Origin of the sequence: Vibrio tapetis subsp. tapetis (assembly GCF_900233005.1) — a bacterium.
In the GTDB taxonomy this organism is placed as follows: Bacteria; Pseudomonadota; Gammaproteobacteria; order Enterobacterales; family Vibrionaceae; genus Vibrio; species Vibrio tapetis.
Genome location: NZ_LT960611.1, coordinates 919,758 through 932,822 on the forward strand (window position 1 = coordinate 919,758; position 13,065 = coordinate 932,822).

12 protein-coding genes are annotated in these 13,065 nt (G+C 44.0%); 8 read left to right on the forward strand and 4 right to left on the reverse strand.

All coding sequences use genetic code 11. The features are described from left to right. Nucleotides 1-5 precede the first annotated feature (5 nt). Nucleotides 6-671, reverse strand: coding sequence for a phage shock protein PspA (gene pspA / locus VTAP4600_RS04115; protein WP_102521632.1), 666 nt, complete (start codon nucleotides 669-671; stop codon nucleotides 6-8). 227 nt (nucleotides 672-898) lie between these two features. On the opposite strand from pspA, the gene pspF reads away from it, so the two are divergent. From pspF to VTAP4600_RS04150, 8 genes are all read left to right on the forward strand, one after another. Beyond that, on the forward strand, nucleotides 899-1,849 hold the full coding sequence (gene pspF / locus VTAP4600_RS04120) for a phage shock protein operon transcriptional activator (RefSeq protein ID WP_415239675.1): 951 nt from the start codon (nucleotides 899-901) through the stop codon (nucleotides 1,847-1,849). After that, on the forward strand, nucleotides 1,798-1,911 hold the full coding sequence (locus tag VTAP4600_RS26660) for a helix-turn-helix domain-containing protein (protein WP_415239685.1): 114 nt from the start codon (nucleotides 1,798-1,800) through the stop codon (nucleotides 1,909-1,911). The genes pspF and VTAP4600_RS26660 overlap by 52 nt, the downstream gene beginning before the upstream one ends. A gap of 111 nt (nucleotides 1,912-2,022) precedes the next feature. Continuing rightward, nucleotides 2,023-3,642, forward strand: a complete 1,620-nt coding sequence (sapA, locus tag VTAP4600_RS04125; RefSeq protein ID WP_102523896.1) for an ABC transporter substrate-binding protein SapA — start codon at nucleotides 2,023-2,025, stop codon at nucleotides 3,640-3,642. Beyond that, complete coding sequence (locus VTAP4600_RS04130; RefSeq protein WP_102521633.1) at nucleotides 3,642-4,604, forward strand: ABC transporter permease; 963 nt, start codon at nucleotides 3,642-3,644, stop codon at nucleotides 4,602-4,604. Before sapA ends, VTAP4600_RS04130 begins: the two co-directional genes overlap by 1 nt. Next, nucleotides 4,591-5,478 (forward strand): ABC transporter permease subunit, encoded by an 888-nt coding sequence (locus tag VTAP4600_RS04135; RefSeq protein ID WP_102521634.1) that lies wholly within the window; start codon nucleotides 4,591-4,593, stop codon nucleotides 5,476-5,478. Before VTAP4600_RS04130 ends, VTAP4600_RS04135 begins: the two co-directional genes overlap by 14 nt. Further along, nucleotides 5,478-6,473 (forward strand): peptide ABC transporter ATP-binding protein, encoded by a 996-nt coding sequence (locus VTAP4600_RS04140; protein ID WP_102521635.1) that lies wholly within the window; start codon nucleotides 5,478-5,480, stop codon nucleotides 6,471-6,473. Before VTAP4600_RS04135 ends, VTAP4600_RS04140 begins: the two co-directional genes overlap by 1 nt. Further along, nucleotides 6,470-7,252, forward strand: coding sequence for a peptide ABC transporter ATP-binding protein (locus tag VTAP4600_RS04145; RefSeq protein ID WP_102521636.1), 783 nt, complete (start codon nucleotides 6,470-6,472; stop codon nucleotides 7,250-7,252). Before VTAP4600_RS04140 ends, VTAP4600_RS04145 begins: the two co-directional genes overlap by 4 nt. A 70-nt stretch (nucleotides 7,253-7,322) precedes the next feature. Beyond that, nucleotides 7,323-8,105, forward strand: a complete 783-nt coding sequence (locus VTAP4600_RS04150; RefSeq protein WP_197708655.1) for a DUF2927 domain-containing protein — start codon at nucleotides 7,323-7,325, stop codon at nucleotides 8,103-8,105. A gap of 78 nt (nucleotides 8,106-8,183) precedes the next feature. Here the strand turns inward: VTAP4600_RS04150 and VTAP4600_RS04155 are convergent, their stop codons facing one another. From VTAP4600_RS04155 to nhaA, 3 genes are all read right to left on the reverse strand, one after another. Next, nucleotides 8,184-10,475 carry an acyl-CoA dehydrogenase gene (locus tag VTAP4600_RS04155; RefSeq protein ID WP_102521637.1) on the reverse strand — a complete coding sequence of 764 codons (2,292 nt, stop codon included), beginning with the start codon at nucleotides 10,473-10,475 and terminating at the stop codon, nucleotides 8,184-8,186. A gap of 66 nt (nucleotides 10,476-10,541) precedes the next feature. Then, entirely contained in the window at nucleotides 10,542-11,177 is a 636-nt protein-coding gene (gene psrA / locus VTAP4600_RS04160) for a TetR family transcriptional repressor PsrA (RefSeq protein ID WP_102521638.1), read from the reverse strand. 508 nt (nucleotides 11,178-11,685) lie between these two features. Continuing rightward, entirely contained in the window at nucleotides 11,686-12,846 is a 1,161-nt protein-coding gene (gene nhaA / locus VTAP4600_RS04165; RefSeq protein WP_102521639.1) for a Na+/H+ antiporter NhaA, read from the reverse strand. Between the last annotated feature and the right edge of the window lie 219 nt (nucleotides 12,847-13,065).

The following is a 13,065-nucleotide window of genomic DNA, read 5'->3' on the forward strand; positions in this document are numbered from 1 at the left end:
CTAAATTATTTGTCTTGCTTGTTCATTTCTTGCTTCATTTTAGCAAGCTCTTGTTCAATATCATCTTGAGCTTGTAAGTCTGCAAATTCTTGATCAAGCGAACGTCCTGTTGCTGTGTAGCTGTCAGCTTCTGCCTCTAACTCATCGATTTTTCGCTCGTACTGTTCGAACTTTGACATGGCTTCCGCGGTGCGACCAGCATGTAAATGCTTTTGCACATCCCGGCGATTACCCGCAGTTTGGCGGCGAATAACCATCGCTTGTTGCTTAGCACGAGTTTCCTGAATCTTAGTTTCTAGCTTACCTAATTCTCCGGTGAGTTTCTCAATGGTTTCTTCTACCAATGTTTGCTCAGTGCGCAGGCCTTTAACGGAATCTTGCAGCTTTTGTTTTTCAATCAGCGCCGAACGCGCTAGATCTTCTCTTTGCTTGGTAAGGGCAAGTGTCGCCTTTTGTTGCCATTCCATGATTTGCGCTTCAATGGCATCAACGCGGCGAGATAGCTCTTTTTTATCTGCAATAGCGCGAGCCGAGTTCGTTCTAACTTCGACCAGTGTGTCTTCCATTTCTTGAATGATCAAACGAATCATTTTTTCTGGATCTTCTGCTTTATCTAACAAAGCACTGATGTTTGAATTTACGATGTCGGCGAAACGAGAGAAAATACCCATGACTGTTCTCCTAATGATGATGGTTTACATGATCCGCATAAGACGTTTGCTTTGCGTTGGTTACTATCTACTATTCACAATGCGTGCCAACTTTTAATCTTTTAATTTACAACAAGTTAAGTTAAAACGAAAATCAATGTTGATTGTGTTATGATTAGCTAGGCCAACTTTTGGTAAATTTCGCCATATCAATTTAGACATGATTCATGTAACACAGGGAGCTTAGTGTGAAACAACAAAATTTGATTGGGGAGTCCCCTGCCTTTCTCGCCGTACTTGATAAAGTATCTCGCCTAGCTCCCATCGAGCGTCCCGTTCTAATTATCGGTGAACGAGGTACAGGTAAAGAGCTGATCGCACAAAGGTTACACTATTTATCAAAACGTTGGGATCAACCGCTGGTCTCTATGAACTGCTCTACCTTAAGCGAAGGTTTAATTGACTCTGAATTATTCGGCCATGAGTCTGGTTCATTTACCGGTTCGAAAGGCAAGCACCAAGGCCGATTCGAACGAGCAGAAAACGGCACACTATTTTTGGATGAACTTGCTACCACTCCGCCCTCTGTCCAAGAGAAGTTATTAAGAGTCATTGAATATGGTGAATACGAACGGGTTGGCGGCAATAAAACCTTGTCGGCTAACGTCAGGCTGGTATGTGCAACCAACGCCAACTTACCTAAAATGGCGGATCAAGGCGAATTTCGCGCCGATTTACTCGATCATCTAGCATTTGATGTTATCCAACTGCCACCACTAAGAGTACGAAAACAAGATATCTTGCTGCTGGCTGATCACTACGCAATGAAGATGTGCCGCGAGTTACAGCTCCCTTTATTCGCAGGGTTTTCATTAGAAGTACAAGAACAAATGTTGGAATACCCTTGGCCTGGGAATGTGCGAGAATTGAAAAATGCCATTGAGCGCGCTATTTACCAACAAGGGAATAACAGTGATCCCATTGAGCATATGGTATTTGATCCGTTTGTTGCCGATTGGACAGAAGAAGCCGAGGTCGCTTTGCAAAACGAAGGGCACTGTTCCGATGCCACTCCCCCTCCATCGGGTCACTATTCACTCCCTCTCGATTATAAGAGCTGGCAAGAACAGCATTACTCACATTTACGCTGGAAGAAGCAAAGCATAATCAGCGTCAAGCAGCAAAAATGCTTGGCCTAAGCTACCATCAATTGAGAGGAATGTTACGTAAGTACAATTTGGTTGGCCCTCAAGCGGAATAACCATCTCTAATCATTTGGTGTACCTGTAAAAAAGTGTTAAATTGTGCTGATCGAGAGGTAGCGATGACAACGAAATCAGAAGCCTCATTTACCACAGAAATTTTCGTCCCAATGAAGGCATTCTTACAAATATCATTTTCTTTACTTGGCAGCCTGCTATTAACAGCCTGCGGTGAAGATATCGATCATGAAAAAATTCGCAATCAAGGCTTCGTATATTGTGGCCAAGGCCACCCGAATACGTTCAACCCGCAACAAGCCGATAGCGGTATTACGGGTAATGCGCTAAGCCGTCAAATTTTCAATACCCTACTGACTCTTGAACCCGAGACTCACAAACCTATTTCAAGTTTGGCGACCAGTTGGGACGTTAACGAAGAAGGCACGCAATACACATTTAAGTTACGTAACGATGTTAAGTTTCAAACCACATCATGGTTTACCCCGCATCGAGTGATGAACGCTACTGACGTCAAATTCAGTTTCGACCGCATTTTAAACAGTGCGAATCCGTTCCACTATAACAGTCACGGCCGCTATCCTTTTTTCGAAGCCATTGATTTTCAATCTCTAATCAAAGAAATTGAAGTCTTAGATCCCTATCTCATTCGATTTACGTTAACTCGACCTGATAACAGCTTTCTGCCTAATATATCGACTCCTTATGCTGTTATTCACTCTGCCGAATACGCACGACAGTTGCAACTGATCGATGATAAACAAAATTTAGATAATCGCCCTATTGGTACTGGTCCGTTTTACTTAGATGAGTATCAAGTAGGTGATTTGATCCGGTTACGTAAACATACCGAATATTGGCAAGGCGAGCCAAAAATGGAACAAGTTGTCTTTGATATCTCCACCAGAGGCACTGGTACACTAGCCAAGTTATTACGCAACGAATGCGACGTTTTGTCTTCCCCTGTTTCGAGCCAGTTGCCGATCATTTTGGAAACACCGGAATTGGTTCTTAATGCTAAACCAGCAATGAACGTAGCATTTATTGCTTTGAACACCTCTCACCCTGCGCTCAATGATCAACGAGTGAGAAAAGCGCTCAACTTGGCTATCAATCGTCAGGTAATCTTAGATTCCGTCTATTATGGTACCGGTTCAATTGCCTATACTCTCTTGCCACCAACATCTTGGGCGTATCAAAAAGACAGCATTCAAATTCGCTATGATAAAAACTACGCATTGGCCTTGCTACGTGAAGCTGGGCTTACAGACGGGCTCGAACTCTCTATGTGGGTGCCATTAGAGCCACAAGCGTACAACCCTAGCCCTCGAAAAACAGCCGAACTCATACAATCTAGTTTTGCAGACATAGGCGTGAAGCTCAATCTGTTCACCGATGATAGATTTGCTCGTTCGGATCTGAGCACACTAGGTAATGTTGATATGGTTTTAACTGGTTGGAACGCTAATACCGGCGATCCAGATAACTTTTTACGCCCCTTACTTTCTTGCAGTGCAGAACGCGCCGGATTGAACGTTTCTATGTGGTGTAATTCTGACTTTGATTTCTTGCTCGATCTCTCGCGCGAGACCAATCAACCAAGGTATCGAAGCAATTTATACCGCCAAGCACAGAATCTCTTAAACGAAGAAATGCCTGTGATCCCGCTCGCTCATGGGGTGCAGTATCAAGCGAATCACAAATCGTTAATTGGATTTAATATGAATCCTTTTAACACCAGCTCATTTCACAATGTAGAAAGGGTGAAGTAATGCTCGTTTACATAATTCGACGACTCAATCTGTTCATCATTACTTTGCTTTTTCTGTCACTCATTGGATACAGCATTCTAAGGCTCGACCCAACATCGCCAGCAGCGCTAAGCGACTTTGGTCAAGGTTGGTTCTATTACCTAAGCGACATTAGCCAACTTAATTTTGGCTTAAACCAATATGGCGAACCGATTTGGGAAGACATCAAAGTTGTGTTCCCAGCGACTCTGGAATTGTGCTTTTTCGCTTTTCTCATCGCATTATTAATTGGCCTCCCACTCGGTACGCTTGCAGGAACAAGACAAGGCAAATGGGTTGATACGGTTATCTCCTTTATTTCAATGTCTGGCTATTCCGCGCCTCTTTTCTGGGTAGCCTTAATGTTAATCATGTTCTTTTCACTCGATCTTGGCTGGTTTCCCGTAGCGGGACGGTATGATTTACTCTATCAGATCGAACACGTAACAGGTTTTGCAATCATTGACGCGCTTATCTCGACAAAGCCTCTTAAGGCAGAAGCATTACAAAGTGTGTTAGAGCATTTAATTTTGCCGTGTATCGTTCTCGCACTAGCCCCGACCACGCAAATTATCGTACTGATGAGGGCTTCCGTTGCCGAAGTCATGCAACAAAACTACATTCGTGCCGCGAAAATTAATGGACTATCAAAGTATGAGATCATCATTGAGCACGCGATCAGAAACGCCTTGCCACCTATTATTCCTAAGTTCGGCGTTCAGCTCTCTAGCATGATTACTTTTGCGGTAATAACCGAATCCATTTTTAATTGGCCCGGCATAGGAAGATGGCTGCTAGATGCGCTGTCCAACCAGGACTATGTCGCCATTCAAGCGGGAGTCATGGTCGTTGCTGTATTTGTTTTGATGGCTAACATTTTGTCAGATCTGATAGGCGCTATCGCTAACCCGTTGATTAGGAAGGAATGGTATGCTGTCCGATAATATTTACCAAGAAGAACACATACCGACACAGTTCGAGCGATTTTGGCGTAGCTATCGTAATAATACGCTCGCAATGTTTGGGCTTTGGTGTTTGATTCTGCTATTGGTGATTACAATACTGTCACCGTGGTTAACGCCTCATGACCCGCAGCTGCAAACCAGTTTTCTATTGGTGCCTCCTTCATGGAACGTGAATGGCACCGTTGAGTACTTTTTAGGTACTGATGATCTCGGTAGAGATATTTTGTCTCGCCTTATCGAAGGTTCTCGCCTCACTTTAGGCGCTTCGATCATTATCACCATCATTGCGACTCTCGTTGGTGGTTTCATCGGTATTCTTGCGGGCATGACTCGAGGGTTAATCTCCAGCACGTTAAATCACCTGCTTGATACCGTGATGTCCATTCCGTCGCTTTTGCTCGCTATCATTTTTGTGGCGTTTTTGGGGTTTGGGGAGTTCAACGTTCTATTGGCGATCTGCCTTGCGTTGGTTCCTCGATTCATTCGTTCAATTTATGTGGCGGTTCACCATGAGATAGAACAAGACTACATCATTGCAGCAAGGCTTGATGGTGCGAATCGTTTTTACCTACTTTGGAACTCGATCTTTCCCAATATTCTACCCATATTTGCCGCCGAATTTACCATGGCACTGACCATTGCCATCTTAGACATTACGGCTCTTGGATTTTTAGGTCTTGGTGCACAAGCTCCAAGCACTGAATGGGGCGCTATTTTGGGCGATTCTGTTGAACTCATTTATCTCGCTCCTTGGACTGTTACGTTACCCGGCCTCGTTATTATGTTCACAATTGTTGTTATTAACCTTGTTGGTGAAGGTACTCGACAATCTCTTAACGCAGGGATTGAATAATGCCGCTACTAGATATTAGACACCTGACCATTGAAATCGATACTCCACAAGGTATGGTGAAAGCCGTAGACCGCATGAGCTTAACACTCAATGAGGGTGAAATTCGTGGTTTAGTTGGAGAGTCAGGCTCAGGTAAAAGCCTTGTCGCTAAGGCAATTGTCGGCATTACCAAAGACAATATGCGAGTCACCGCAGACAGGCTTCGCCTTGGCTCTATTGACCTTCTACAGCTAACGCCAAAGGAACGCCGTCGTGTTATCGCGCGCGATATCGCAATGATTTTCCAAGAGCCTTCCTCGTGTCTCGACCCATCCGAGTGGGTCGGACATCAGTTAGCAGAGTCTATTCCCGCAACGACCTTCAAGGGGTTCTGGTGGCAACGATGGAAATGGCGTAAAAAGCAAGCTATTGCCCTGCTTCACAAGGTTGGTATCAAAGATCATCGCCGCGTAATGCGCGCTTACCCGTACGAATTGACCGACGGCGAGTGCCAGAAAATCATGATCGCAATGGCCATCGCGACAAAACCCAAGGTACTGATCGCTGACGAGCCGACCAACGATTTAGATCCCATAACGCAATCTCAAATTCTACGTCTTCTTAGCCGTATGAATCAGCTTAACAACACGACTATTTTGCTCATTGGCCATGACCTTACGACCATTACCCAATGGGCAACTCGTATTACGGTTATGTATTGCGGCCAATCTGTTGAGTCTGGGGCGACAAAGCAGATCTTAGAAAAACCCAAACACCCATATACCGTCGCACTTCTGCATGCAATGCCCGACTTTAGTGAATGGATTCCACATAAATCAAAATTGGCATCACTGCCAGGCTCTATTCCTCCACTACAACATTTACCTATAGGATGCCGCTTGGGGCCAAGATGTCCGCACGCTCAAAGGCAATGTGTTGAAACACCCAATACCAGAAAAATAAAAAGTCATAAGTTTAGCTGCCACTTCCCGCTAAATATGGAGAAGAAATCATGAGTTCCTTGCTTGAAATTAATAATCTAAGCAAAGACTTTGTCAGCCGCTCAGGTTTGTTTCGTAAAACCGTTCAGCAAGCGGTAAAGCCGCTGAGCTTTACCCTTGAAGCCGGGCAAACCATTGGGTTTATCGGCCAAAATGGCTCAGGTAAATCGACCTTAGCGAAAATGTTGGCTGGGGTTGTTGAACCGACCTCCGGTGAGATCCGTGTCAACGGCGATTTACTTGAACACAAAGATTACTCAACACGCTGTAAAGTCATTAGAATGATCTTCCAAGATCCAAACACCTCTTTGAATCCGCGCATTCAAATCGGGCGTATTCTAGAAGGGCCACTAAAGCGAAATACGAATATGTCGCCAGAAGCACGACGTGCTCGAGTCAAAGCGACGCTTCAGCGAGTCGGCCTATTACCTGAACACGCTTACTTTTATCCACAAATGCTCGCTACCGGGCAGAAGCAACGTGTTTGTTTAGCAAGAGCCTTAATCCTTCAACCTTCCATTATTGTGGCAGATGAAGCGCTGAACGGCTTAGATATGGCCATGCGATCTCAAATTATTAATTTGTTCTTGGAACTGCAAGAAGAAATGGGGCTTTCTTTTGTCTATGTGTCTCAACATATTGGGATTATCAAACACATTACGGACAAAATCATTGTGATGCATGAAGGCTGTGTTGTTGAGGCTGGTGATACCCAAGAAGTCATTAATAATCCAAAACATCAAATCACCAAACGTTTAGTCGAAAGCCATTTTAATAAAGCACCGACGCACTAATGAACAACGATATCAGGACGTATCAAGGATGATAGACAAACCGACTCGTATAACGAAAGTAACAAGCATAATGAAAAAAGCAACATGGGCATTGTGCTTGGGGCTTTCGAGTCACTTGGTCAGCGCGATGGAGCCGCGCTGGAAAGATCCCGAAATCGTTGAACAAGTGTTTTATTTGGTTGCTCTCCATAACGAATATAGCCAAGAGCAACAAAAAATTAGGAAATGGACTCAACCTATTCATATTTTTCTTGATCACCAAGTACCCGACCAAGAACTTCACACCGACCTCGCGAGAATGCAGATCGAACACCTTTCAAAGCTAACCAACCATCCAATTGACTTTGTCGAGACGCCTGAGCAAGCAAACGTTATATGGCAATATACTCGTCAATCAAAGTGGGAAGAGTCAGTTAGAAGCATGATGGGGGAAAAGTCGGTACAGCACGTAAAAAGTGCATTGTGTATGGCAAACTTTGCGACAAATTCAAGAGATGAACTGGTTCGAGCCAATATTATCATCCCGGTAGATCAAGCCAGAGACCACGGGAAATTGCTCGCTTGCGTCGTCGAAGAAGTAACCCAAATAATGGGGCTTCCGAATGATAGCGATCAAGCCTACCCTTCTATTTTCAACGACCACTCACCCGAAGACTTATTGTCACCGCTTGACGGTTTGCTCCTAAAGTTACTTTATCACCCAAGTGTAAAAGCAGGAATGACACGAGAAGAAGTCGAGCCTGTTATCCAAGAACTGCTAATGCAGTTTGTGTTTGATGGCACTTTTGATCAGGTCATCGCCGAAGTAAACCAAGGCGAACTGCATAAAATGATGGGGTATGGATTCCACTAGTTACGGATTGGCTTATTGGCTTAGAATGAAAAAAGCGCTGCTTACGCAACGCTTTTTCTATTTTTGACAGTAACTCAGTTACGCCACGTTATTAAGCTTTGGCTTTCTGACTTCATTGGTCAGTGTTTGGCTCATGTCGTGGCTAAAGTGATCAACCTGAATCGCTTTGTAGCGCAATGCATCGGCTTCAAGTATTTGGTCGACTTCTTCTTGGTTAAGAACATTCTGTTCTAGTGCTTGTGATAGTTTGTCGATAAGCAACGCTTTCTTATCAATTTTGCCTTCCTTAATGGCTGCAAAGATTTTTCCTTCTAAGCCACGAACGCTGTACATTGCCAAAAATGCTTCTTCGATCAAACCGACAGGATCTTTATCAGCCTTACCGACATAACATAGGCTTGTTAATCGATCACGTTGAGCACCAGGAACCATCAAGCTTTTCGAAATATTAAGCGCTAGGTTATCAGAAGGCTTTTTGTAGTTATTGCCAAATGGGAACACCAACACTTTAAGTAATGTTCCAGCCGCTTTACTTGGGAAGTTTGTAAAAGTGTCTTGCAGCGCTTTCGCTGTATGATACAAACAATGTTGCATTGCATAGTGAACGTAGTCTAGGTCACTTTGCTGACGGCCATCATCTTCATATTTCTTCAATACCGCTGAGCCTAGGTACAAGTGGCTAAGTGCATCCCCCAAACGAGCTGAGATCATCTCTTTACGTTTCAATTCACCACCAAGCGTTGCCATCGCAATATCTGAACTCGTTGCCAACGCACGGCTCATCCGAGTTAGATCTTGATAATAGCCTTTAGTTGGGCCGCTCATAAACGAAGAAACCGATTTAGACCCTGTTAAAGCAGCACCAAAAGCACCGAAGGCATTCTTTGTCGCATAGCCTATGTGCTTAAACAGCAAGCTATCGAACTCTTTAGCACCTTGCTCTTGATCTGGGTTCGCAGCGGCTTCCATTTCTTTTAGAACATAAGGATGACAACGTGTCGCACCCTGACCAAAAATCATCAAATTACGAGTAAGAATATTCGCACCTTCAACCGTAATCGCCACTGGAATACCCGCATATGCATTCGCTAGGTAGTTCATTGGGCCCGTTTGAATGGCTCGGCCTGCATGAATATCCATGGAATCATTGAGTATCGTACGGCCGATTTCGGTCATGTGGTATTTTGCGATTGCGGTTACGATACCCGGCTTTTCTTTCAGATCTAGCGATGTCGTTGTTAAAGTACGTGCCGCTTCTAGAAGATAAGTCATCCCGCCAATACGGCCCATGCATTCAGCAACACCCTCAAACTTACCAATCGACATACCAAACTGCTTACGAACATACGCATAAGCGCCTGTGGTACGTGCCGTTAAGTGCCCAATAGAAGCTCCTAGTGCAGGTAGAGAAATACCACGTCCTGCAGACAGGCACTCTACCAACATACGCCAACCTTTACCTGCGAAATCTGGCCCACCAATAATCCAATCAATTGGAATAAAGACATCGTCACCGCGAGTTGGACCATTCATGAACGCCAGACCTAACGGATCGTGACGGTCTCCTAGATCAACCCCTTCATGATCAGAAGGAACGAGTGCACATGTAATACCAAGGTCTTCTGTATCACCGAGTAAACCTTCTGGATCTTTTAACTTGAATGCGAGGCCCAGTACCGTCGCTACTGGTGCTAGCGTAATATAACGCTTATTCCAGCTCAGACGAATACCAAGGACTTCTTCACCATTGTATTCCCCTTTACATACTGTTCCCATATCAGGGATACCACCCGCGTCAGAACCCGCCTCAGGGCCAGTCAATGCGAAACAGGGAACGTCTGTGCCATCAGCGAGTCTTGGCAACCAGTAATCTTTTTGCTCTTGAGTACCGTAGTGAGATAATAGCTCCCCAGGACCAAGCGAGTTTGGCACCATTACCGACACGGCAGCACTGACACTTTTGGTCGCAATACGAGATACAATGGTAGAGTTCGCTAACGATGAAAACGCGCGTCCACCATACTCTTTAGAAATGATTAGCGATAAAAAGCGCTCTTTACGTAAGAAGTTCCATACTTCAGGACTCAGATCTCGGTCTTCACGAACGATATGATCGTCATCTAGCATTTCCAGCAGCGTTTCTAGCTGGTTGTCCATGAAAGCTTGTTCTTCTTCCGTCAACTCTGGTTTTGGGTAGCTGTGCAATTTCTTCCAGTCTGGAGAGCCTGCAAATAATTCTCCGTCCCACCAAACACTTCCCGCTTCCATTGCTTCTTTTTCGGTATTTGATAGCGGCGGCAAAACTTTTTTAAACATCTTAAACGCCGGATCGCTTAGCAACTTCCTTCTTAAACCAGTTTGAGAGCTCATAGGTACAGTCCTTTTGTTCATTAATCGCGTTATTGTTATTAGTAAGTTGTAGGGTTTACTTTTCAACTATTTGGCCGCAACTCCTGCCGCCAAATAAGGTATGAGTTGATTGATGATGGCTTCAGAGTCCACCTTTTGATCAAAGTCGTTATAAGCTATGTCCGCTAAGGCTCGGCTTGATGCCGTCGTAAATACGCACGTGCCTAAAGTGAAGTGCAACCGCCAAAATAAAGTTTGCGGTGTGAGTTCAGGGTTTGCTTTGCTGACGGACTCAGTAAATAGCGTTAATACATCTGAGTAGCGAGTTGTGATAAACCAGCGTAAGTGCCCTTGTACGTCTGTGTAACCTCTTCCGAGCAGCGACATGAATCGACTTGCGCCTTCAGGTCTTACGCCGTTTAAATCAAGTAGCGGTTGTTTTAACGTTGTGAACACTTGCTCCATGCAATACGTGTCTTTTTCATTGAGTCGATTCAATTCATCTAACAATGCAGGCATAAACGCTTCTAGATAACGATCAATCACCGCACGTATCAAAGTCTTCTTATCACCAAAATGGTAATTAACCGACGCAAGGTTAACATTCGCTTTGCTTGTTATTGCTCGTAGTGAAGTATCGTTGAAGCCATGCTCAGCAAATAAACCTTCCGCAACATCGAGAATCTTGTCTTTCGTTCTCATTCGACTTGTCATTTGAATCATCCGTATTAAACAACTGTTTGAAATATACATCGACAACATATTATTAACAAGCAACTAACATCACAGTTTTTAACTTACGCTTGTATGCTCATTAAATTCAAAAGAAAAAATCTGAAATAAATTTGAAATTAATTGAACTGTATCGAATAGCCCGTGTCATAAAGTATGTAACAAGCAGAGAATTTAGAGTCTCACGGCCGTCAGACTGTATTCGTACTGGTTTGTTACACCACTGCTAATTCATATTTAACTCCTATATTTGTATCCGCCCAAACCTGATTAGTTTGGGCTTTTTTTTGTCCAAATTTTGGTTAGGCGCCGTTTCGTAATCGAGTGATTTTGTTTAATAACTACAGAAGGCGGAAGGCGGAAGGCGGAAGGCGGAAGGCGGAAGGCGGAAGGCGGAAGGCGGAAGGCGAAAATACAGAACACACTATGGTTGGCAAGAGCGTTGGGCATAAAAAAACCCGCCTAACTTAGGCGGGTTCATGATTTCTAAAACGAGAGATTACGATTCAATTTTCGCAGGCTCTTTTGGCAAGGATACATGAAGTAAGAAGTAACCTAACACCGCAGCGGTCGTCGACCCCATCAAAATACCTAGACGAGCTAGTGTATCAAACTCAGCGCTGGTTCCTGTAAAGGCCAATGAAGAGATGAAGATAGACATGGTAAACCCAATGCCACACAAAACAGAAACAGCAAATATGTGCTTGAAGTTCACCCCTTGCGGCAGTTTCGCAACGCCAAACTTAACGGGTAACCAACTGAAGCTGAAAATACCAAGCGGCTTACCAACTAACAACCCTAAAGCAATACCTAATGGCAACATGCTCGTCAGACTAGACATTGAAATGCCTTCTAAAGAGATGCCTGCATTGGCAAACGCAAAGATAGGTAAAATCAAGAATGCAACGTATGGATGAAGTGCATGCTCCATATGTTTCAACGGGGAGCGTTCACCCGCATTCCCCTTCAGTGGGATAGCAAAGCCGATAACAACACCTGCAAGTGTCGCATGTACTCCAGATTTAAGTACGCTGAACCACAAAATTGCACCAATGATCATAAACCAACGCAGTTTCGTTACGTGCTTCATGTTACAGAAGAACAGTGCCGCCGTTGCAACGAAGCCAGCCAGTAATGCCGTTGTTGAAAGATCACCGCTGTAAAACAGAGCAATAATAACCACAACGCCTAGATCATCGATAATTGCAAGTGCAAGTAAGAACACTTTCAGGCTAACTGGAACACGTTTACCAAGCAACGCCATGATACCAAGCGCAAAAGCGATGTCGGTTGCAGCAGGGATCGCCCAACCTTGCATAGCCTGTGGATCACCACTATTAAACGCGACGTAAACCAATGCAGGCGCTAACATACCGCCAACCGCTGCGATTGCAGGGAAAATTGCCGTTTCTTTTGACTTTAGCGCACCTTCAAGTAGTTCACGCTTAACTTCCAAACCAATCAGTAAGAAAAACACAGCCATAAGGCCATCGTTAATCCAGTGTGAGATAGACATACCTGCTACGTAAGTATGTAAAACCGACGTGTACAGTTCATTTAGCGGAGAGTTAGCTACCATCATTGCAATTGCTGCTGCAATAACTAACAGAATGCCACCCGCGGATTCTAATTTAAAAAAGTCTTTAATGACATCACTCATGATATCGCCCTTATATCTACCAATTCGGTATTGTTAATAAAATGCTAACAACTAATAGAGAAAAGTTTACACCTACTTCTCGGTAAGGAAAAATCGCTTGTTTGGAGTTAATACATCGGGATTTCCGAAGTAAATTAAATTTTGACGGAAAAATACCTTATAAATAAACGTTATCAATGATTGTAGTTGTCACTATTACGTTTATCACCACAAAAAAAA

Bases quoted from the DNA above. Each gene is read 5' to 3' on its own strand.
- VTAP4600_RS04140 (WP_102521635.1), top strand. From the start codon at position 5,478: ATGCCGCTACTAGATATTAGACACCTGACCATTGAAATCGATACTCCA.
- pspA (WP_102521632.1), bottom strand. From the start codon at position 671: ATGGGTATTTTCTCTCGTTTCGCCGACATCGTAAATTCAAACATCAGT.
- nhaA (WP_102521639.1), bottom strand. From the start codon at position 12,846: ATGAGTGATGTCATTAAAGACTTTTTTAAATTAGAATCCGCGGGTGGC.
- VTAP4600_RS04130 (WP_102521633.1), top strand. From the start codon at position 3,642: ATGCTCGTTTACATAATTCGACGACTCAATCTGTTCATCATTACTTTG.
- VTAP4600_RS04145 (WP_102521636.1), top strand. From the start codon at position 6,470: ATGAGTTCCTTGCTTGAAATTAATAATCTAAGCAAAGACTTTGTCAGC.
- sapA (WP_102523896.1), top strand. From the start codon at position 2,023: ATGAAGGCATTCTTACAAATATCATTTTCTTTACTTGGCAGCCTGCTA.
- VTAP4600_RS04150 (WP_197708655.1), top strand. From the start codon at position 7,323: ATGAAAAAAGCAACATGGGCATTGTGCTTGGGGCTTTCGAGTCACTTG.
- VTAP4600_RS04155 (WP_102521637.1), bottom strand. From the start codon at position 10,475: ATGAGCTCTCAAACTGGTTTAAGAAGGAAGTTGCTAAGCGATCCGGCG.
- psrA (WP_102521638.1), bottom strand. From the start codon at position 11,177: ATGATTCAAATGACAAGTCGAATGAGAACGAAAGACAAGATTCTCGAT.
- VTAP4600_RS04135 (WP_102521634.1), top strand. From the start codon at position 4,591: ATGCTGTCCGATAATATTTACCAAGAAGAACACATACCGACACAGTTC.